General features: G+C 67.1%; 19 protein-coding genes. 3 read left to right on the plus strand and 16 right to left on the minus strand.

Features of this window, described 5'->3' with window-relative positions; all coding sequences use genetic code 11:
• Positions 1 to 21: 21 nt before the first annotated feature.
• Entirely contained in the window at positions 22 to 258 is a 237-nt protein-coding gene (locus HMPREF9710_RS22395; RefSeq protein ID WP_005670196.1) for a hypothetical protein, read from the minus strand.
• Between the two features lie 134 nt (positions 259 to 392).
• Between HMPREF9710_RS22395 and HMPREF9710_RS22400 the strand changes: the two genes are divergently transcribed.
• Positions 393 to 1793, plus strand: coding sequence for an aminotransferase-like domain-containing protein (locus tag HMPREF9710_RS22400; RefSeq protein WP_005670198.1), 1401 nt, complete (start codon positions 393 to 395; stop codon positions 1791 to 1793).
• An 81-nt stretch (positions 1794 to 1874) separates the two neighbouring features.
• Here the strand turns inward: HMPREF9710_RS22400 and HMPREF9710_RS22405 are convergent, their stop codons facing one another.
• From HMPREF9710_RS22405 to mfd, 4 genes are all read right to left on the minus strand, one after another.
• Positions 1875 to 2339 (minus strand): hypothetical protein, encoded by a 465-nt coding sequence (locus HMPREF9710_RS22405; RefSeq protein ID WP_005670200.1) that lies wholly within the window; start codon positions 2337 to 2339, stop codon positions 1875 to 1877.
• A gap of 94 nt (positions 2340 to 2433) precedes the next feature.
• Positions 2434 to 3753 carry an SGNH/GDSL hydrolase family protein gene (locus HMPREF9710_RS22410; RefSeq protein ID WP_005670203.1) on the minus strand — a complete coding sequence of 440 codons (1320 nt, stop codon included), beginning with the start codon at positions 3751 to 3753 and terminating at the stop codon, positions 2434 to 2436.
• 184 nt (positions 3754 to 3937) lie between these two features.
• Positions 3938 to 4786, minus strand: a complete 849-nt coding sequence (gene serB / locus HMPREF9710_RS22415; RefSeq protein ID WP_005670205.1) for a phosphoserine phosphatase SerB — start codon at positions 4784 to 4786, stop codon at positions 3938 to 3940.
• A 14-nt stretch (positions 4787 to 4800) separates the two neighbouring features.
• Positions 4801 to 8247 carry a transcription-repair coupling factor gene (gene mfd / locus HMPREF9710_RS22420; protein WP_005670207.1) on the minus strand — a complete coding sequence of 1149 codons (3447 nt, stop codon included), beginning with the start codon at positions 8245 to 8247 and terminating at the stop codon, positions 4801 to 4803.
• 144 nt (positions 8248 to 8391) lie between these two features.
• Here mfd and HMPREF9710_RS22425 point away from each other — a divergent pair, with 144 nt between their 5' ends.
• Both HMPREF9710_RS22425 and HMPREF9710_RS22430 read left to right on the plus strand, forming a co-directional pair.
• A complete protein-coding gene (locus HMPREF9710_RS22425; RefSeq protein WP_005670209.1) occupies positions 8392 to 8727 on the plus strand; it encodes a class I SAM-dependent methyltransferase in 336 nt (111 codons plus the stop codon).
• Between the two features lie 75 nt (positions 8728 to 8802).
• On the plus strand, positions 8803 to 10122 hold the full coding sequence (locus HMPREF9710_RS22430) for a GDSL-type esterase/lipase family protein (RefSeq protein WP_005670211.1): 1320 nt from the start codon (positions 8803 to 8805) through the stop codon (positions 10120 to 10122).
• Here the strand turns inward: HMPREF9710_RS22430 and HMPREF9710_RS22435 are convergent.
• From HMPREF9710_RS22435 to HMPREF9710_RS22485, 11 genes are all read right to left on the minus strand, one after another.
• Positions 10076 to 11074, minus strand: coding sequence for a 5'-nucleotidase (locus HMPREF9710_RS22435; RefSeq protein WP_005670215.1), 999 nt, complete (start codon positions 11072 to 11074; stop codon positions 10076 to 10078). The genes HMPREF9710_RS22430 and HMPREF9710_RS22435 overlap by 47 nt on opposite strands.
• The gene (locus tag HMPREF9710_RS22440) at positions 11075 to 12058 is read right to left on the minus strand and encodes an HDOD domain-containing protein (RefSeq protein ID WP_005670217.1); all 984 of its coding nucleotides are present in this window, start codon (positions 12056 to 12058) and stop codon (positions 11075 to 11077) included. It abuts the gene before it with no gap.
• Between the two features lie 104 nt (positions 12059 to 12162).
• Positions 12163 to 12429 carry a hypothetical protein gene (locus HMPREF9710_RS22445; RefSeq protein ID WP_005670219.1) on the minus strand — a complete coding sequence of 89 codons (267 nt, stop codon included), beginning with the start codon at positions 12427 to 12429 and terminating at the stop codon, positions 12163 to 12165.
• A 126-nt stretch (positions 12430 to 12555) separates the two neighbouring features.
• On the minus strand, positions 12556 to 12819 hold the full coding sequence (locus HMPREF9710_RS22450) for a hypothetical protein (protein ID WP_005670221.1): 264 nt from the start codon (positions 12817 to 12819) through the stop codon (positions 12556 to 12558).
• Positions 12820 to 12916: 97 nt separating this feature from the next.
• Positions 12917 to 14689: a putative bifunctional diguanylate cyclase/phosphodiesterase gene (locus tag HMPREF9710_RS22455; RefSeq protein ID WP_005670222.1), complete on the minus strand. Its 1773-nt coding sequence runs from the start codon at positions 14687 to 14689 to the stop codon at positions 12917 to 12919.
• On the minus strand, positions 14679 to 15509 hold the full coding sequence (locus HMPREF9710_RS22460) for a PAS domain S-box protein (protein WP_005670223.1): 831 nt from the start codon (positions 15507 to 15509) through the stop codon (positions 14679 to 14681). Before HMPREF9710_RS22460 ends, HMPREF9710_RS22455 begins: the two co-directional genes overlap by 11 nt.
• A 6-nt stretch (positions 15510 to 15515) precedes the next feature.
• On the minus strand, positions 15516 to 15908 hold the full coding sequence (locus tag HMPREF9710_RS22465) for a PAS domain-containing protein (protein WP_005670224.1): 393 nt from the start codon (positions 15906 to 15908) through the stop codon (positions 15516 to 15518).
• 133 nt (positions 15909 to 16041) lie between these two features.
• The gene (locus tag HMPREF9710_RS22470) at positions 16042 to 16401 is read right to left on the minus strand and encodes a DUF1428 domain-containing protein (protein WP_005670225.1); all 360 of its coding nucleotides are present in this window, start codon (positions 16399 to 16401) and stop codon (positions 16042 to 16044) included.
• Positions 16402 to 16425: 24 nt separating this feature from the next.
• The gene (locus HMPREF9710_RS22475; protein ID WP_005670226.1) at positions 16426 to 17760 is read right to left on the minus strand and encodes an RNA-guided endonuclease InsQ/TnpB family protein; all 1335 of its coding nucleotides are present in this window, start codon (positions 17758 to 17760) and stop codon (positions 16426 to 16428) included.
• A complete protein-coding gene (locus tag HMPREF9710_RS27380) occupies positions 17732 to 18373 on the minus strand; it encodes an IS607 family transposase (protein ID WP_005670227.1) in 642 nt (213 codons plus the stop codon). The genes HMPREF9710_RS22475 and HMPREF9710_RS27380 overlap by 29 nt, the downstream gene beginning before the upstream one ends.
• A gap of 226 nt (positions 18374 to 18599) precedes the next feature.
• Entirely contained in the window at positions 18600 to 21035 is a 2436-nt protein-coding gene (locus HMPREF9710_RS22485; protein ID WP_051205163.1) for a penicillin-binding protein 1A, read from the minus strand.
• Positions 21036 to 21124: the final 89 nt, after the last annotated feature.

Genomic DNA, 21124 nt, shown 5'->3' on the forward strand with positions numbered 1-21124 from the left:
TCCCGGCGCTCGCCCTCGTCGTCATGACAGGCCCAGGTCCAGACTGAGCCTGGTGACAATGACGTAGGTGAGAAGTGCCAGCCCCAGCAGCGACAGCACGAAGATGGCGGCTACCTTGGCCGCCGCGCGCAGCACCGCGCGCCTCTCCTCGATCTTCCCTTTCTTCCCCTGGTCGTAATGCCACTTGATGGCGAAGAACATGCCCGTGCCCAGCACGAGTCCCTTGAAGATGACGAAGACGACAGGGATCCATTCCATGATGTTGAGTACTTCCCGGCTATTTACTTGACACTGAATCGAGGAACGCGGCCTCGGGTCGTTGATTTGTATGGCGTAGGTGCCAGCATGTTGAGGCATACTACTTGAAAGCAATCTCCATACATCGAGACAAAATGTCCCAGTTGAAAGCCATACAAGATGATCAGGCGCCAGGCTGGTTGCCGCGCCTGGCCGTGCACGGCGGACCCCGGTTCTTACAGATTGCCGATGCCTTGCAGGCGGCGCTGGTGGATGGATCGCTGAAGCCGGGCGATCGTCTACCGCCGCAGCGCCAGCTGGCAGCGCAGTTGCACGTCGATTTGACGACGATCACGCGCGCCTACGATGAAGCCAGGCGCCGCAACTTGCTGGAAGGTCGGGGCGCCCGGGGCACGTATGTCGCGGCGCCGAAAGTCGAACTGAACCCGATCCTCGACCTGAGCATGAACACGCCGCCGCCGCCGGCTGGCGTGGACTTCGACGATTTGATGAAGCAAGGTTTGTCCCAGGTGTTGATGAGTGCGGACAGTGAATTGCTGATGACGTATCACCTTGGCGGGGGCAGCGACGCCGACCGCAAGGCCGGCGCGACATGGCTCGCACCGATGTTTGGACAGCTGGATCCCGGCCAGCTCGTCGTCTGTCCGGGCGCGCAAGCGGCCATCGCCGCCGCCATCCTGGCACTGACGGAGCCCGGCGCCGTCATCCTGGCGGAGCCGACGACGTATCCCGGCTTGCGCGCCGCCGCGACCCAGTTCGGCCGCCGAATCGTCGCAGTCGAAGCGGACCGGCACGGGATGGTGCCCGGGATGCTCGAGGAGGCGTGCCGTCGGCATCGGCCCGGGCTGGTCTACCTCAATCCCACGCTGCAGAATCCGACCGCCATCACCATGCCGGAACGCCGGCGCAAGGAACTCGCCGCGATCGCGCAGCGCTGCAATGTGCGCATCCTCGAGGACGATCCCTACTGGCTCCTGGCCGACGCTGCGCCACCGCCTGTCGCCACATTCGCCCCGCAACAGGTGGTCTACGTCTCGACCCTGTCGAAATGCCTGACGCCCGGCTTGCGTGTCGCTTTCGTGCTGATTCGCGATCCGCACGAACGTGAACGTTTCCTGGCCGCGCTGAGATCATTCGCGCTGATGGTCGGCCCCTTGAGCGCCGCGCTGGCGACCCAGTGGATCCTCGACGGTTCGGCCGAGGGATTGATGCACGGCGTGCGTAACGAGGCGCGCCTGCGCCAGCGGATGGCGCGGGATATCCTGGCGGGGCGCGATCGCGGCCTCGGTGACGGCCTGCACGTCTGGCTCGAGTTGCCGGCGTACTGGAGCTCCTCGCAGCTGGCGCGGGCGGCCGACAGCGAGGGCATCGCGGTCACGCCGGCGGAAACATTCGCCACCGGCGGCGCAGCCGTGAACGCGATCCGCATTTCCCTGGGCAGCATCAAGGACCGTGGACGTTTGCAGGCGGGTCTTCAACGGCTGTCTCATCTGCTTGCGCGGCGGCCGGAGTCGTTCAGCGCTGCCGTGGTTTGACTGCCCAGGCAACAACGATCATTGAGCCGGGCATAAAGGCGACAAAGCCGGCATGCGCCGGCTTTGTTTCTTCTTTGTTGCTTACCAGCCGTAAGGCCAGCGCGTCCCGATACTCGCACCCCAGCCACGATGGCGGTGACCATGCCAGCTGCTGCGGCCGAAGTCGAAGCCCAGGCCGATCGAGATCGGCGGATACCAGTAGCGCGGCTGCTCGACGACCACCGGCTGCGGCACATAGACCGGCGGCTGCTGCACCCACACCGGTTGTTGCTGCACGACCACCGGTTGCTGGGTGCGATAGACCGGCGTCACCGACGTCGTCGTCCAGCCCGAGCCTGGCGCCGCAGTGGCGATCGGCGTCGAGGTGACGACCCCGCCCTGGCCGGAGGCCGCGACCTGGGCGCCGGTGCCGACCGGCACCGGGGTGACGGACACGACCCGCCATTGGCTGGGATCGGACGGTTGCGCGTAGGTATACGTCGGGCCGGGCGCGGCGCAGCCGGCCAGCAGGCCGAGTGACCCGAGAATGATGGCGATATTTTTCATGGCGGTCCTCCTGATGTTGCCATCATACGGGCTACCCTGGCAGTGTGCTTATGCAATTACACCCTGTTACATGGCGCCCCGTCGCGGCAGGGCGCTAGGCGCCCATCAGCGACGACAGCGCCGCCAGCGGCACCGCCGCGGCCAGCGCCTCGTACCCGACGTCGTTCGGGTGCAGGCGGTCGCCGCTGTCGTACGCGGCGCGCAGCCGCTGCGGATCGTTCGGATCGCGCAGCGCCAGGTCGACGTCGGCCAGCAGGTCGAACGGCAGCGCGCTGCGCATCCAGGCATTGGCCGCCTGCCGCACCGCCTCGCGCGCCGGGGTGTAGTAGACGAAGCCGAGGAAGGGCGGCAAGGTCGCGCCGAGCACCGGGATGCCATGCAGGTGGGCGCGCGCCACCAGCTGCAAGTAGCCGGCAATCAGGTCGTCGACCGGGATCGGCGCCGACGACGGGCTGTAGACGATGTCGTTGATGCCGATCAGCACCGCCAGCCCGCCTACGCCGGCGGTGGACAGCACGTCGCGGTCGAAACGCTCCAGCAAGTCCTTGCCGGCCAACAGGGCGGTGGGCGTATCGGCCAGCATGCGGTTGGCCGAGATGCCGCGGTTGACGACGCCGATGCGATTGCTGCCGAGCTCCAGCTGGATGCGGCGCGCCAGGAAGTCGGGCCAGCGCCGGTTGCCGTTCGAGGTGCTGCCCACGCCGTCGGTGACGGAGTCGCCCACCGCCACCAGCACCGGCGCGGCGCGGTCGACGTCGACTTCGGTGAGGAAGGGCCAGGAGGCGAAGGCGCGCTGGACCGGGAGCGAGGCCTGGGCGCCGAAGTCGCCCGTGGTCGAGGCATAGCTGGCCTGGTAGGCGGCGTTATGGATCGTGCTCGCCTGCACCGTGCCGGGGAAATACAGGCTGATCGCGAGGTCGGTGAGCGGCGCCACCGGCAGCGAGACCGGATCGGACACCACCGGCGCGCCGGCTGGAATCGTGACCGCGGTGCGCCCGCCGAAGGTGAGCTGGCGGCTGGTGCCGGCGGTGACGACGGCGCCGCCGGCGCGCAGGCCGACGTGGGCCCCGGTCAGCCGCAACGCGGTATCGCCCATCTCGTTCGACAGCCGGATGCGGATGCGGTTGCCGCCGAGGCTGGTGCGCACGATCAGGCGCAAGGTCTGGTTGGTGAAGGTCAGCAGCGAGGCGGACGGCGGCGGGCCGGCCGGCGCGCAGCCCCAGCACGCGCTCCAGCGCTCGGGCAGGCCCGCCTGGGCCTGCACGTCGGCCATCGGCGCGGCCAGCGCGCCCGCCAGGGCCGGCGCGCCGAGCAGGATGCGTCGTCGGCTCTGGTCGACGCCATGGCCGGCCTCGAGCTGCGACGGGGAAGGAGTGACAGGGGAGTCGGAAGCACTGGAATCCGGAAGGGACATGGCGGGCTCCTGAGTAAGGTCGAGAACTGGCGGTCGCGGTACGCGCGCCAGTCCACGATAGCGCAGAGCGCATGCGACGCGGGTACGGTCGCTTATATTGTTTGCGCTGCGTCGTGCGGATTTCTGATGGGCAGGGTTGCCAGCTAAAAATCAGCAGATGCCCAGGAACAGCAATGCAGAAAGGTCAGGCGAGAATGTTCAGCAAGCCGTCCAGGCCCGAGAAATTGAGGGCGACATTGGCCTGCTCGCGCACCACCGGCTTGGCGCGGAAGGCCACCGACAGGCCGGCGACGCCCATCATCCTGAGGTCGTTGGCGCCGTCGCCCATGACGATCGCCTGCGCTGGATCGATGCCGAGTTCCGCGCACACGCGCAGCACCGTGCGCTTCTTTTCCTCGGCGTCGACGATGCCGCCTAGCACGCGGCCGCTCAGCCTGCCGTCGATGACTTCGAGCACGTTGGCGTGGGTGTGGTCCAGGCCCAGGCGCGGCTTGAGACGGTCGGTGAAGAAGGTGAAGCCGCCCGACACCAGCAGGGTCTTGAGGCCGGCCGCCTGCACCGCCTGCAGCATCGCTTCGCCGCCCATCGAGATGCGCAGGCGTTCGTCGTAGACGCGCTGCAGCGCGCCCGCGTCCAGGCCCTCGAGCAAGGCGACGCGCCGCGTCAGGCTCTCCGAAAAATCGAGCTCGCCGCGCATCGCGGCCTCGGTGATCGCGGCCACCTGCGGCTTGAGGCCCTGCATGTCGGCGATCTCGTCGATGCACTCGATGGTGATCAGGGTGGAATCCATGTCCATCGCCACCAGCCTGAAGTCGGCCAATGTGCGGCCGGCCGCGATGAAGGTGGCGTCGACGCCGGCCTCGAAGGCGGCGGCGTCGATCTCCTGCTTGAGCGCGGCGCTGTATTCGACGCCTTCGGCGCGCAGGCAGCGCGCGCCGAGCGCGGTCAATCGTTGCGGCTTGGCCAGCCGCGCCAGGCGTTCGAGAGTCTGTTGGTCAGCCTGCGGTCCTTGCAGCACCAGGTTCGTGGTCATGAATGTCGTTCTCGTCAGGCGAGCAGTTGTTTGATGGTCTGTTTGATCTGGTTCACGCGCGCCGCCAGGTCGGGCATGCTGGCCGTGATGCGCAGCTTGTCCTGGCCGGCCAGCTTGACCTGGCGGTTCTTCTGGATCAGCGTGATGATCTTGATCGGGTCGATCGGCGGCTGTTCCATGAACTGCAGGCTGGCCGCCTCGCCATGGGCGTCGATCTTGACGATGCCCACGCTCTTGGCCGCGATGCGCAGGCGGTGCGTCTCGACCAGCGCCTTCACCGCATCCGGCATCTTGCCGAAGCGGTCGATCAACTCCTCTTGCATGCCGTCGATGCGGTCCTGGCTCTCGCAATTGGCCAGGCGCTTGTAGATCGACAGCCGCTCGTGCACGTCGCCGCAGTAGTCGGCGGGCAGCAGGGCCGGCACGTGCAGGTTGATCTCGGTGGTCGACGACAGCGGCGCCGCCAGGTCCGGCTCCTTGCCGGCCTTGAGCGCGCGCACTGCCTCGTTGAGCATGTCGGAATACAGCTGGAAGCCCACTTCGAGCATCTCGCCGGACTGGTTCTCGCCCAGCACCTCGCCGGCGCCGCGGATTTCCAGGTCGTGCATGGCGAGGTAGAAGCCGCTGCCCAGTTCTTCCATCTGCTGGATCGCGTCCAGGCGGCGCTGCGACTGCTTGGTCAGGTTCGACAGGTCGTTCACCAGGAGGTAGGCATAGGCCTGGTGGTGCGAACGGCCGACGCGGCCGCGCAGCTGGTGCAGCTGGGCCAGGCCGAACTTGTCGGCGCGGTGCATGATGATCGTGTTCGCGGTCGGCACGTCGATGCCGGTCTCGATGATGGTCGTGCACAGCAGGATGTTGAAGCGCTGCGCCACGAAGTCGCGCATGACCTTCTCGAGGTCGCGCTCGTGCATCTGGCCGTGGGCCACGCCGATGCGCGCCTCCGGGAGCAGCTCTTGCAGCATCGCGCGGCGGTTCTCGATGGTGTCGACTTCGTTGTGCAGGAAGTAGATCTGGCCGCCGCGCTTCAGTTCGCGCAGGCAGGCTTCGCGGATGATCGAGCCGTCTTCGCTGCGCACGAACGTCTTGATCGCCAGGCGCTTCTGCGGCGCGGTGGCGATGATCGAGAAATCGCGCAAGCCTTCCAGCGCCATGCCCAGGGTGCGCGGGATGGGCGTGGCGGTCAGCGTCAGCACGTCGACCTCGGCGCGCAGGGCCTTGAGCGCCTCTTTCTGGCGCACGCCGAAGCGGTGTTCCTCGTCGATGATCACCAGCCCGAGGCGCGTGAATTTCACGTCAGGCGACAGCAGTTTATGGGTGCCGATCACGATGTCGAGCGTGCCGTCGGCCATGCCCTTGATCGCGTTGTTGATCTCCTTGCCGGTGCGGAAACGCGACAGCTCGGCGATCTTGACCGGCCAGTCGGCGAAGCGGTCGGCGAAGGTCTGGGCGTGCTGCTCGGCCAGCAGGGTGGTCGGGGCCAGGATCGCGACCTGCTTGCCGCCCATGACGGCGATGAAGGCGGCGCGCAGCGCGACCTCGGTCTTGCCGAAGCCGACGTCGCCGCACACCAGGCGGTCCATCGGCCGGCCCGAGGTCATGTCCTTGATGACGTTGTTGATCGCCTCCGCCTGGTCCGGGGTCTCGTCGAAGCCGAAGCTCTGGGCGAAGTTCTCGTAGTCGATGCTCGAGTACTCGAACGAGTGGCCCTGGCGCGCGGCGCGCCGCGCGTACAGGTTCAGGAGTTCGGCGGCGGTGTCGCGCACCTGCTCGGCGGCCTTGCGCTTGGCCTTTTCCCATTGGCCCGAGCCGAGCGTATGCAGCGGCGCGTCCTCGGGCGAGGTGCCGGAATAGCGCGAGATCACGTGCAGCTGCGAGACCGGCACGTAGAGCTTCGTGTCCTTGGCGTATTCCAGGTGCAGGAACTCGGTCTCGCCTTCGCCCAGGTCCATGCTGGTCAGACCCATGTAGCGGCCGATGCCATGGTTGATGTGGACCACCGGATCGCCGATCTTGAGCTCCGACAGGTCGCGCACCATCGACTCGACCTGGCTGGTCGCTTCCTGCTTCTTCTTGCCGGCGCGCCGACCCGAACCCGCATACAGCTCGGTCTCGGTGATGAAGACCAGGTGGCCCGATTCGGCGTCGAGCAGCTCGAAGCCGGCCTGCAGCGGCGCCACGCCCAGCGCGAGTCTGGCGTCGCTCTGGCGGAAGCCTTCGAAGCCCTCGACCGGCGCCAGCTCCAGCCGGTATTCGCCGAAGTACTGCTGCAAGGTTTCGCGGCGGCCGGCCGAATCGGCGCAGATCATCACGCGGGTGTCGCTGCGCTGCAGGTAGGCGCGCAGATTGGTCAGCGGATCGTCCAGGCGGCGGTTGACGGCGATGTCGGGGATCGGCGCCGACAGCTCCGAGGCTGGGGCGGCCGGGTCGCGCGCGATATTCCAGCGGCCATGCGGCTTGATGCAGGTGAAGAACTGCTCGGCGCCCAGGAACAGCTCATGCGGCTCCAGGATCGGCCGTTCGCGGTCGCTCTTGAGGAAGCGGTAGCGCGACTCGGTGTCGAGCCAGAAGCGCTGGATCGCCGCGTCGATGTCGCCCACCAGGGCCACTGGAGCATCGCCCGGCAGGTAGTCGAACAGGTTGGCCGTCTCTTCGAAGAACAGCGGCAGGTAGTATTCGATGCCGGCCGAGGCGATGCCGTTGCCGATGTCGCGGTAGATCGGCGAGCGGGTCGGGTCGCCCTCGAACCGCTCGCGCCAGCGGCCGCGGAAGGCGGTGCGGGCCGCGTCGTCCATCGGGAACTCGCGGCCCGGCAGCAGGCGCACCTCTTTCACCGGATACAGCGAGCGCTGGGTGTCGGCGTCGAAGGTGCGGATCGATTCGATCTCGTCGCCGAACAGGTCGAGCCGGTACGGCAGCACGGAACCCATCGGGAACAGGTCGATCAGGCCGCCGCGCACCGAGTACTCGCCGGGCGACATCACTTGCGACACGTGGGTATAGCCCGCCAGCGTCAGCTGGGCCTTGAGCTTCGCCTCGTCCAGGCGTTCGCCCTGGCGGAAGAAGAAGGTGTAAGCGGCCAGGAACGAGGGCGGCGCCAGGCGCACCAGCGCCGTGGTGGCCGGCGCCACCAGCACGTCGCACTGGCCGTTGCGGATCTCGTGCAGGGTGGCCAGCCGTTCCGACACCAGGTCCTGGTGCGGCGAGAACGCGTCGTAAGGCAGCGTTTCCCAGTCGGGCAGCAGGTGGCAGGACAGCTTGCCGTCGGCAAACCAGGGGATTTCGTCGAGCAGGCGCTGGCCGTCGCTCGCATTGGCGACGACGACGGTGAGCATCTGGCCGTTGGCCTTCAGGGCCAGCGCGGCGGTGGCGAGGGCATAGGCGTCGGACGAGCCGTGCGCCAGCGGCAGGACGAAACGGTGACCTGGCTTGGGGAGGTGCTTCTTGAGATCGAAGGGCATGCAGCGTGCTGTTACGTTCGCGTCAAAAGTAGGCGTCAATTATAGACGAAGGCGCAATGGATCGCCTTCACGTGCGCCCCGACGCTTGCATCGACCCCGTTAACGTAATATTCTAAGTTACGAAAAAGCCCGATAAGGAATCCAATGTCCCATTTTCACGATCCGGCGATGGTGGCGCGCTACCACGAAGGCCCGCCGAAATTCGTCCCCGGCTTCGCCGACATGCAGCGCATGGCGCGGGTCCTGCTGGCCGAGCGCGCGCCGTTTGATGCGCGGGTGCTGGTGCTGGACGCCGGCGGCGGCCTGGAACTGAAGGCGTTCGCGGACGGCCAGCCGGCGTGGACCTTCGACGGCGTCGATCCGTCGGCCGCGATGATCGAGCTGGCGCGGCAACTGGTCGCGGCGCACGGCGACCGGGTGCGCCAGCCTGGCGGTGCTGGCCTCGGGGGCGTGCTCCGCGGCTGGATCTGCCGCGCCTGAAGAAGCGCAGTGGTTGTGGTCGGGCTGAAAGTCGCGCATGATCCTGTTTCCACAAAATAAATACAGGAGACCTTCATGCGCGCAGGCCTGGCCGCCGTATCCCTATCGATCGCATCCATGCTGCCCGCGCTGGCGCATGCGGCGCCGCCCGTCGACCTGGTCTTGTTCGACGGCGCGCCGCGTCAGGGCGTGACCATATCGGCGGTCGCTCCCGATACCGAGCATGTCCTGCTGGGCGAACGCGTCGACGCCGCTGCGGGCATCCGCGACACATTCCCCGGCAGCGCGATCGAACTGGCGCGCGGCGAAGGGCCGGGCGGCGGCAAGGCCTTGACCCTGCGCTGGAACAGGATCTGGAAAAGCGGCGTGCGCTTTGCCGGTCCGCCGTTCGACCTGCGGCCCTACCTGGCGGCCGGCACCCTGGCCTTCGACCTCAAGGTCGATGCGCTGGACCAGGGCGGGATCCTGTTCCGGGTCGGTTGCGGCGACGACTGCGAGCGCCACGTGTCCTACGTGTTGCCGGGACGCGCGGCCCAGGGCAAGGGCTGGCAGCGCATCGTGCTGTCGATGTCGTGCTTCGCGCGCGACGGCGACGATTTCCGGTCGGTGACGCGCCCCTTCCTGCTGGAGGGCACCGGCAGCGGCCAGGTCGGCGTCGCCAATGTGGCGTTCTCCCGGGCCGGCACGCCCAATACCCCATGCCCCGACTGGCGCACGGTGGCCGTCACGCCCGACACCCTCAACGAATCGTGGTCGACCGACTGGTGGCTGCCGCGCCACCGCCAGAAGCTGGACGAGGCCAGGCGCATGGTCTTCGAAGGCCGCAGCCCGCAGCTGGTCTTCATCGGCGATTCGATCACCCAGGGCTGGGAAAAAGAGGGCGCGCAGGTGTGGCAGCAGAACTATGCGCGCCACCATGCGCTGGCCCTCGGCTTCGGGGGCGATCGCACCGAGAACGTGTTGTGGCGCCTGCAGCACGGCGAAGTGGATGGCATCGATCCGAAGGTGGCGGTGCTCCTGATCGGCACCAACAACACGGGGCATCGGCGCGACTTCCCCGCCATCACGGCGGCCGGCATCGCGCGCAATCTGGAAGAACTCAAGAAGCGCCTGCCGCGCACCCGCATCCTGCTGCTGGCGATCTTCCCGCGCGATGCAAAGGCGGACGGCCCGCTGCGCCGCCTGAATGAACAGGTCAATGCGCGCCTACCGGCGCTGGCCGACGGACGCCAGGTGTTCTACCTCGACGTGAACAAGGCGTTCCTGGCGCCGGACGGCAGCCTGCCGGCGAACGCGATGCCGGACTGGCTGCACCCGAACGAGGCCGGCTATGCCATCTGGGCCAGGGCTATGCAGCCGGAGCTGGAGCGCCTGCTGGCGTTGCCCCGGCTGTAGGCGCTGCGGACACCGTATCGGCCGCGCGCCGGTTCGCGATCCCGAACGGCACGTGCACCATCGGGATCGTGGCGCCGGGTCCGGAGTCGAGGTGGGCGAGCTGGTCGTCGAAGAAGATATGCGGCTTGAACACCGACAGCACGCGGCTCTTGTCCATCCCACCCAGGAAGAAGGTCTCGTCGGCCGACACGCCCCAGCTGCCCAGGGTGGTGACGACGCGCTCGTGCGCCGGCGCGCTGCGCGCCGTGATGATGGCGATGCGCACGATGCGGCGGTAGTCCGGATCGTCGCGCTCGGCGTCTTTTTCGAGCTGCTGCAGCATGGCCAGCTTGCGGAACATGCCGGCCAGCGGGCCGGGCTGGTGAGGGCGCGCCACGTGCAGCGTTTCGTGGGCGTGGAACTCGCCCAGGCCGTCGCGCTTGTAAACCGTCTCGGATTCGTCGTCGGCCAGCACGCCGTCGAAGTCGAAGGCCACCCGCAGTTCGATGTCGTCTTCCTCGTCGGCGATGCGCGAGGGCAGCACCAGGCCGGCCGGATAGTCGACCTCGATCGCGCTCTTGACGTCTTCCTCGTTCGCGCTCAGGAACAGCGCGGCGTTGAAGGCCGGCAGGTAGGGGTAGGGCGATTTGCCGGTCATGAACACCGCGCGCGAGATATCGAGCCCGTAGTGGGCGATCGAGCGCATCACGCGCAGCCCCGTCTCGGGCGAGTTGCGCGAGAACAGGACGACTTCGACCGGCGCCTGCTGCGGGAAGCACTTGTTGATGCTGAGGAAGCGCCGGATGAAGGGAAAGGCCACGCCGCGCGCCAGCACGACGTCGCGCTGGCGTTCCTGGTAGGCGCGGTACTCGTCGGGCCCGTGTTCGAGATAGACCTGGTGCGATTCGGACAGGTCGAACAGCGCGCTGGAGGCGACGCCGATCACGAGTTTTTCTTCGATGGGAAAGGGCATTCAGGCGTCCTGTCGGTCGGATTGTTCGAGGAGTCGGTCGTAGACGTGGCGCGCCTCGGGCGCCAGCGCGAGCACGGCGCGCACGAACAGGGGCTGGCCGCCCATGGCCAGCATCTGCAGCTTGGCCAGCCGGTCGGCGTCTTGCAGCAGGGTCGGCAGGGCGCCGGCGTCGCCCGGGTGCGCGATCGCGTGGCCGATCGCCGGCGGCAGTTCCCACTCGCCGGCGATACGGGCCGAGATCAGGCGCGCCGCCGCCAGCAGGCGCGCGCCGAAGTCATCGGCGTCGGGCAGGGCGCCCGGCGGCACCAGCTGCTCGACCACGCGAAAGGCCACCATCAGCCCGACGTTGTGCATCAGGCCCGCCAGATAGGCCTCGAAGGGATCGGCCCCGTGACGCGGCGCCAGCAGGCCGGCCGCCTGCGCGCACAGTTCGGACTGGCGCCACAGTGGCGGCGCCAGCAGCCGCAGCAGCGGTCCGGCCTGCTGGCTGATGATCGGTCGAAAGGCGACCCGCGCCAGCAGCATGCGCAAGCCGTTCTGCCCCAGCAGCAGCACCGCGCCTTCGAGGCTGCGGATGGGGGACGCGGGCTGGTAATAAGGGCTGTTCACCTCGCGGATCACCTCGGCGACCAGCACCGGGTCCTGGGCCACCTGGCGCGCCAGCGCGCCGGCGCCCGTCGCGCCCTCGCGCAGGCTGCGCAGCAGTTGCGGAATCACGGCGGGCACCCGCGGCACCAGCGCCGCCGCGCCGTGCGGATCGCGCGCCAGGCGCGCCAGCTCGTCGAGCACCGGGCCGTCGGGGGCGGGACGCCCTGTCACGTGCGGGCCGGCGAGCCAGTGGAAGAAAGCGAGATCGAGGTCGAATTGCGCCAGTGTCGGATCGTCGGCGGCGGCGCCGGGACGATTTCCTGCGATGTCGGCAGGAACGGCGATCGGTACGCCCGCTTCGCGCGTGCCGAACAGGCGGGCGAGCCAGCGTTTCATGGGCGTGCGAAGTTCAGCGAAGAGGGCATGGTTCCATTCTACAGCGAACAGCAAACGGCCCGGCCGCCGCTTGCGCGGCGCCGGGCCGTTTGCCGTGACAGCGCTTACTGGCCGTTGTTCGAGCCGGTGGTCGTGTGACCGGTATTGGTCGGGGTCGAGGCACTGCCGGTGGCGTTGGCCGGACCGGTATTCTGCACGTCGTTCGGGCTGATGCCCATCTGTGCATCGACGGTCGGGTTGCCGGTCGAACCAGCCTGGGTCGTGCCCATGGACGAGGAACCGCTGGTGGTGCCGGTCGAGTCGGTGGTGTTGCAGGCGGCCAGGGCAAAGGCCATCACGCCGCCCAGCAGTACGGTCTGGATCGTCTTCATCGTGCTTCTCCTTGATTGGTGAGGTTGCTCATCATGCGAGGTCAGCCGTACACATGAAATAGGAAGACAACGTCAATACCTGTAGGATCAGGCTCACGCATAGTAAGCCGATTCAGGCGCCGCGACTCAGCGGCTGACGGGCATATCCGTGGTTTGCTGGTTGTTGCTGGTGGTGCCCGCGGCGGCATTGACGCCGCTGGCGCCGTTCGCGCCCGTATTCCAGCTGTTTGCGCCGCCGTTGGTGCTCGGGGTTTGCACCCCGCTGCCGGTGGTCGCGCCGGTGCCGGTGCTGCCGCGCATCGAATCGGTCGTGGTGTCGGTCGTGTTGCAGGCGGCCAGGCCAAATGCCATCATGCCGGCGAGAACTGCGCTTTGAACGGTGCGTTTCATGGTGTTCTCCTTGGGTACTTGAATGTTTGTATTCTCGCGACGACGCCGCTACGCGAGAATAGGAACACATCGGATACCCCTGTAGGAATCCACCCTATCAGGCCGTGGCTGTTTCCATGGCGAGCCAGTCGAGCAGTTCCGCCGCCGGCAATGGCCGGCTGAAATAATATCCCTGCACCTTGTCGCAGCGCTGTTCGCGCACCACGTCGAGCTGCGAGCGGGTTTCGATGCCTTCGGCCACAGTCTTCATGCCCAGGCTCTGGGCGACCTTCACGGTGGCCTCGATCAGCACCCGGTGGTGCGAGCTGGTGTCGGCCTGGCACACGAAGGAGCGGTCGATCTTGACCGTGTCCACCGGCAGCAGGTGCAGGCTCGACAGCGACGAGTAGCCGGTGCCGAAGTCGTCCAGCGCGAGCTTGACGCCGAGCGCCTTGAGCTCGTGCAGGCGCAGTTGCGTGTCCTGGTCCTGGGCCGCGAGGCTTTCGGTGACTTCGAGCTGCAGGCTGGCGGCCGGCATGCCGGTCGCGGCCAGCACGGCGGCGACGCTGTCGACCCAGCCGGCCTGGCCGAGCTGGGCGCGTGACAGGTTGACCGCCATCAGGCCCGGCGCCGCGGCGCCAAGGCGGGCCTGCCAGTCCATGAAGTCGCGGCAGGCGCGCGCCAGCACGAAGTCGCCCAGCGCGCCGATCAAGCCGCACTCTTCCGCCACCTGGATGAATTCGATCGGCGGCACGATGCCGCGCTGCGGATGGCGCCAGCGCACCAGCGCCTCGACGCCGGCGGCGCGATCGACGCCGCCGTCCGGCAGCAGGCGCACCACCGGCTGGTAGACCACGAACAGCTGTTCCTCGGCCAGGGCCTGGCGCAGGTCGGCCTCGATGTCGGCGCGCCGCGCCGCGCGCTCGCGCATGCAGGCTTCGAACACGGCATGGCGGTTGCCGCCGGCGCGCTTGGCCTCGACCATCGCGATGCCGGCGTCGCGCAGCAGGCTGTCGGGATCATGCTCATCGCGCATATCGAGCGCCGCCGCATCCGGCCCCCAGGCCAGCCCCAGGCTGGCGCTGCACACGATCTCGTGGCCGCCGATCACATAGGGATGGGCGAGTGCTTCCAGCAGGCGCAGCGCGACCCGCTCGGCGTCGTGCCGCGCGCGCAGGCCGTCCAGCACCACGACGAATTCGTCGCCGCCGATGCGCGCCGCGAGCTGGCCGCTGCGGGCGGCAGGCTCGATCATCGTGGTGGGCGGGCGCAGGGCGCCGCGCAGGCGGTCGGCGATGTGCATCAACAGCTGGTCGCCGCCGGCCTGGCCCAGGCTGTCGTTGAGCTGGCGGAAGCGATCGCAGTTCAGGGTGAGCACCGCGAAGCCGAGTCCGTCCTGCGGCCGTGCCAGCAGGCGTTGCAGCTCGTCGCGCACCGCCGCGCGGTTGGGCATGCGGGTCAGGCTGTCGGTGCGGGCGGCGCTGCGCAGGCGGCGCGACAGCATCTCTTGCTCGCGCTGGACTTCGAAGGTGGCGTCGGCCACGGTGGCCATCAGGCGCTCGGGGTCGAGCTTCGTCAGGTTCAGCGATAGCACCTGCAGCGAGCCGCTGGCGGCGTGGTGCACGCCGACCGGCAGGCGCAGGCCTTCGCAGATCATGCCGGAAGGTTCGATGAAGGCCTCGACCATCGCCGGCAGCTGCGGCGCGACCGGCGCCAGCAGGTCGAACAAGTTGTCCAGGCCGGCGTCGGTGGCGAGCGGCATCAGGAGGTTCGAGGCCATCGGATTGAGCATCTCGACCGTGCCGTCGAGCGTGGTCTGCGCCAGGCCGATCGGGGCCCGGTACAGGAACTGCACCAGCGTTTCATACGCGTCGCCTGGCTCATGCTGCATGGGCGTTCTCCTGGCGGCGTGCAGCCGTGTCTTGTGGTTTGCCGAGATCGCGCAGAATCAGGCAATAGGCGGGGCAGCAGGCGGCGCCATCGAGCTCGCCGGGCAGCGGCTCGCGCTCGGGCAGCGGCGCCACCAGCGTGCTGCCCCAGAACACGGCGCCGTCGGCGCGCAGGCGGCGGCCCTCGTCGAACGACCAGCCGCTGGCGTCGGCTTCGCGCAGGCGGTCCTGGCGGTATTCGAGCGCGATCGTGTCAGGCGGGTAGAAGATCGTGAACGGCCGGCCGACGGCCTCGGGGCCGAAACCGGTGACGCGTCCGACACTCGCGTTCCAGTCGCACAGCCGGCCCTGCAGGTCCAGACTCGCCAGAGCGTAATCCTGGACCCCGGCCAGGATGGCGCTCAGCCAGGCGTCGTTCTGGCGCAGCCGGCGCTCGCGCCGCACCTGTTCGGTGATGTCGTTGATCACCGCCATCACGCGTTCGGGATCGAGCTTGAGCAGGGTGAGCGCCAGGATCTGCGGCGCGCGCCTGGCGCCGGCGCCGGCTTCCAGGTAGACGTGCAGGCCGTCGCAAATCTTGCCGTAGGGTTCGCCATGCTGGGCAGTGCGCTCGCGCAGCTCGGGCGCCACCCGGGCCAGTGCCGTGAACAGGTTGTCCAGGCCGCCGTCGTGCGACAGCGGCATCAGGAGCTGGGCCGCGACCGGGTTCATCATGGTGACGTCGCCCTGGACGTTCGTCTGCACCAGGCCCACCGGCGCCAGGTACAGGAACTGGATCAGCGCCTCGTGCTCGGCGCCGAAATCGGGTGCATCGCGGCTCATCCAGGCTTACCGTGGCTGGCGCTGGACCAGCACGTAGCGCCGGCTCCCGCCCGGGTTCGACAGCAGGCGCAGCGCGACCTTGACCGGACGCATGCGCAGGGTCAGGACGTAGTCGATCGTGGCGTCCAGCACGCTGTTGTCTTCCTGGGCGTCTTCGAAACGCTGCGCCACCATGAAATTGTTCATGCAGGGCGCGACGTTCGTGAACAGGGGCTGGCCCAGCACCCGCTGGGGCGACAGGCCGGCCGCCTGGGATTCGAAGGCGTTGTACAGCGTGACGTTGGTGTCGGCGCCGAAGCCGATGACGCCGAAGTCGAGCGCGTCGAGTTGTTCCGGCGTGCATTGGTCGAGGCGCGCAGCCAGGTCGGGCGCGTCGAACGCGAGGGGCGTAACGGTCATGGTGTCGGAAGCCGCGACGCGGCTATTGAATATGAGAAACAGATGTTGGCATGTGAAAAGGCGCGGTGTCAATCGTGCGCGCCTTCGTCGCGTCACATTTTCGGTTGGTGTGCCGTTCCGACACACCCGGTACTTACAGATCGACCAGGTTGTCGAATCCGCCGAAGAACATGCGCTTGCCGTCGAAGGGCACGCCGCCCGGCTTCATCATGTCGGCCATGCGCGGGTCTTGCATCACTTTTTCCAGCACGGCGTCGCGGTGGCTGCGCGATTCATACACCGCCCAGGCCAGGATGACGGTCTCGCCGTCCTCCAGCTTGACGCTCTGCGGGAACGAGGTGTGTTCGCCCGGCATGACGTCGTCCGCGATCCATTCGCGGTATTCGAGCGCGCCGTGGTCGCGCCATACGCTGCCCGACAGCTCGGCCTGGGCCCGGTACTGGTCGAGTTTCGATTTGGGAAGGGGAAGAACAAAACCGTCGACATACGCCATGATGATCTGCTATCGAAAAGGTGCCTAAACGTGCGCACCGTTCTCTTCCTGCCCCGAGCCGTCCTGTTGACCGTGCTCGTACCTGACAGGCGTGACTTTCCCGCCTGCCGCTGGAACCGCTCCAGCGGCAGTGCCATGCGTTGCCGCATGACTCGCCTCGGGTAGCGCCGTTCTCACCACGAGGGCGTCGGTGGCGAGCCGTTGCAGATTGATCGCGGCGTTCACATCACGGTCGTGACGGACACCGCAGGCGCAAATCCAATTGCGCTCACCGAGTTTCAACCCGGTGTAATGCGCGCCGCATGTCGAACACAGTTTGCTGGATGGATACCAGCGATCCGCCAGCACCAATAACGTGTCGTAACGTTGCGCCTTGTACTGGAGCTGACGCCGGATCTCGTAAAATCCAACGTCGGCGATCGCACGCGCCAGCCGATGGTTGGCCAGCATGCCGCTCACGTTCAGGTCCTCGATCGCTATCGCTTGGTTTTCGCGGCACAGTCGAGTAGTGAGCTTATGGATGAAATCGGTGCGTACGTGCGTGATGTGCGCATTTAGGCGCGCCAGCGCATGCGCATCCTTTTGTCGGTTGCGCGACACCGGCAAACGTACCCCTTTCGGGATCGCGCCCGTGATCCCGGCACCGGCCTTCGCTGCTTTCAGCTTGCGTGCATGGCGCCGCGAGCGGATGCGCAGGCGCCGCTGGCTTGCACGTAGCGGCCGTGGGGCCGCGATCTTCTCGCCGCTGGACAGAACGGCCGCGGCGCTCACGCCAAGATCGACCCCAACCACGCCATCGCCCTGACGCTGCAGACGGGCCAGTTGCTCCGGTAGCTTGACCTGCACGGCCAGATACCAATGGTCGGCTTCGCGCGACACGCAGGCGCCCATGATCTTGCCGGGGAGCCGTAGAACCTCGGTCAGCAAAACCTCGCCGATCTTTGGCAGCACGGCGCACTTGCCCTCAAAACGAATCTTGTCGTTGGCAATATAAAACGCGTCCCGGCAGCGACCTTTCCGTTTAAACGTCGGTGGATAGGCTTTCTTGCCGGCTTGCCGTTGCTCGACGTAGCGACGCCAAGCTCGCTGAAGATGCGCGAAAGGCTGTGCATGCGCATCGCGGTGGATTGTTCGCAACCACGGTTTGCCTTCGGCGTCGAGCCAGTCCGGGTGGGCATACTTGATCCCATTGAATTGCTTCTTGAGTTTCATGGCATCCGGCCGCTGGCCCAGCGCGGTTTGCCGCTGCCACTCTGCCAGCGCCCAGTTCCAGACCTTGCGCGCCGTCCCTGCCGCACGTGCGAAATAGTCGCGCTGCTCGGATGTAGCTTCAAGCCGGATGCGATGTGACAGCAACATTGCGCACATCCTTGTTCAATGCAACATCCAACTGGCGGCGATAGTTGCGCAGCCCATCTAAACGACTTGAAAAGCAATGCACGATGGTCATCATGTCTTGCACCATTTCCTGCTCGGGGGACAGGCGCTCCTGATTCAGTACGAGAAGCTCGCAGCCATGCACGTGCGCTATGTGTTCGAACCATTCGTACCCGAAGCGCGTCAGGCGATCCCGATGCGCCAGCACCAGGGTGCGGACCTCGCCTCGCCCGATCGCGTCGGTCAGCTCCAGCAAGCGCGGGCGCTTGAAATTGAGCCCGCCGCCGATCTCTTTGATGAACTCGACATTTGCCAGTCCACGGGCTGTGCAAAATTCTTCCAGAACCCGGCGCTGATTGCGTAAATCAGGCTTTTGCGCAGCGCTAGACACCCTACAGTAAGCGATGATCCGGTATGGCACCGGGCGTGACTGCAAGCCGATCCGCTCAGCAATCTGCGTTTCGCTATAGAGGCGCAGGCCGGTTGGGCTGCGCGCTAATGGAGAGAACGTGCCACAGCGATCCCAGCGTTGCAACGTCTTGGGTGTCACGCCAAGCCGGCGCGCTGCCGCGCCGGTCTTCAGCATCATTTCCATGGTGTTCTCGCATGTACGCTTACGTAGATTCAGACACCATCATTGTGACTAGAGTTCCGCTCCTGTGAGGTGATGCATGAAGTGATGCGTGAGGTGTTGCTGAGAGAGTGTTGCTGAGAAGGTGTTGCTGAGAAATTGTGCGAACCGCACCCGTGCCGGCCGTCGGACTGCTGGCCGGGAACTGGTGAGATTACCACATGGATTACCACATGGATTACCACATGGATTACCACATGGGGTTTTGCGCGGGTGGTGGATTTGACGGCGCTGGCCCGGCCGCTGGCGCAGGGGCCGGCGCCAGCGGCGGACCTACCTGCGGCGCCACCTGCGGCAGAGCCTCGATGGCCGGCCGTTCGTCGAACGGCGAGGCGTCGGGCGGCACTTCCTGGCTGCCGGGCGGGATGTCCAGCGGCTGCTCGACGGGCGCCTGCTCGATGTCGATCGTGCGCGTCTCGCCGGCGTCGATGAATTCCGGGTAGATCCAGTCCTCGCCGTCGTGCACCACGTCCTCGGGCGGGGTGCGTTCCACGGGCGGCGCCTTGGCCAGCGCCGCCCGCATGTAGTCGATCCAGATCGGCATGGCGAGCGTCGAGCCGAACTCGCGCCCGCCCAGCGAACGCGGTTCGTCATAGCCCATCCACGACACCGCCACCACATTGCCCGCATAGCCGGCGAACCAGCCGTCGACGGCGTCGTTGGTGGTGCCGGTCTTGCCGGCCAGGTCTTGCCGGCCCAGCTGTCTGGTGGCGCCGGCGGCGGTGCCGAAGCGGGCCACGTCGCGCAGCATGCTGTCGACCACGAAGGCGTTGCGCGCGGTGATTGCGCGGTTGGCTTCGTTCTTCGCTTGCGGCGGCGCGGTCGCGAGGATGACGGCGCCATTGCCATCCTGGATGCGCGAGATCAGGTAGGGCTTGACCCGGTAGCCGCCGTTGGCGAACACCGCATAGCCGCCAGCCAGCTGCAGCGGCGTGACGGCGCCGGTGCCGAGCGCCATCGTGTAGTTCTTTGGGTGGCGCGCCAGGTCGAAGCCGAAGTGCTCCAGGTACTGATGGGCGAAGTCGACCGACACGGCGCGCAGCACGCGCACCGTCGGCACGTTCTTCGATTTCACCAGCGCCTGGCGCAGCGTGACCTCGCCGTCGAACACGCCGTCGTCGTTCTGCGGCGTCCAGGGCGTGTCGAGCGTGGCGCCGGGCAGCTCGATCGGCTCGTCCAGGATGCGGGTGGTCGGCGAATAGCCTTTTTCCAGCGCCGCCGAATACACGAAGGGCTTGATGCTCGATCCCGGCTGGCGCCACGCCTGGGTCACGTGGTTGAACTTCTGCAGGTTGTAGTCGAAGCCGCCCACCAGCGCATGGTAGGCCCCGGTGTCGGCGTCGATCGCGACGAAGGCCGCGGCCACCTGCGGCACCTGGGTGATGGCCCAGTCGCCATCCTTGCCTTTGCTGATGCGGACGATGGCGCCCGGGGTGATCCTGACGTTCTCGCGCGCCTTGGCGGACAAGGCATTGGCCGCGAATCTGAGCCCGGCGCCGCGGATGGCGACTTCTTCGCCCTCCAGCGTATCGACCAGCACTTCCTGCGCGCTCGCCTCGAGCACGACGGCCGGCAGCAGGCCGTCGCTGCCGGGGCGCTTCTGCAGCGCGTCGACGATCGCTTCCTCGCGTTCCTCGGCTTCGAGCGGCAACACGATGCGCGCTTCCGGGCCGCGGTAGCCATGGCGCTGGTCGTAGGCCAGCACGTTGCGCCGCACCGAGTCGTAGGCGGCGTTCTGCTCGGCCGCCAGGATGGTGGTGGTGACGGTGATGCCGCGCGTGTACGACTCTTCGCCGAACTGCTGGTAGACCGCCTGGCGCGCCAGTTCGGCCACGTATTCGGCGCGGGTGTCGAAGGATTGGCCGGCGTCGTGCTTGACGCGCAGCGGTTCGGCCAGGGCCTGGCGGTACCGGGCTTCATCGATCTCGCCCAGTTCCAGCAGGCGCTTGAGGATGGCGTGCTGGCGCGCCTGCGCGCGCTTGGGATTGGACACCGGATTGGTGCGCGCCGGGTTCTGGGGCAGGCCGGCCAGCATCGCGGTCTCGGCCAGCGTGAGCTGGTCGAGCGTCTTGCCGAAATAGCTGCGCGCCGCGCTCGAGAAGCCGTAGGAGCGCTGGCCCAGGTAGATCTGGTTCATGTACAGCTCGAGGATCTGGTCCTTGGTGAGCGAGTCCTCGATCTTGTAGGCCAGCGCGATCTCGGTGAGCTTGCGTGCGATGGTCTTCTCGTTGGTGAGGAAGAAGTTGCGCGCCACCTGCATCGTGATGGTCGACGCGCCTTGCCGGAAGCCGCCGCGCAGGTTGGCGCGCGCCGCGCCCAGCGCGCGGATGAAGTCGATGCCGCCGTGTTCATAGAAACGCGTGTCCTCGATCGCCAGCACGGCGGACTTCATCATGGGAGGGATCTTCGCGATCGGCACGAAGTCGCGGTGCTCGACGCCGAACTGGCCGATCAGCACATTGTCGGCCGTGTAGATGCGCAGCGGGATCTTGGGACGGTAGTCGGTCACGGCGTCGATCGGCGGCACCTTGGGCAGGATCGCCGTCATCACGTAGACCGCGGCGCCGGCGCCGGCCAGCAGCACGGTTGCCAGCACGATCAGGATGAACGCACGAAGGTGTTTCATGCGGATTGGGTGTCCGGACTTCTTGTTGGTGTCGCTCACTGCCTTACTCTCGCTATTGCGCCATATTTACGGCCATGAGCGGGCGATTA

Source organism: Massilia timonae CCUG 45783 (genome assembly GCF_000315425.1).
GTDB lineage: Bacteria > Pseudomonadota > Gammaproteobacteria > Burkholderiales > Burkholderiaceae_D > Telluria > Telluria timonae.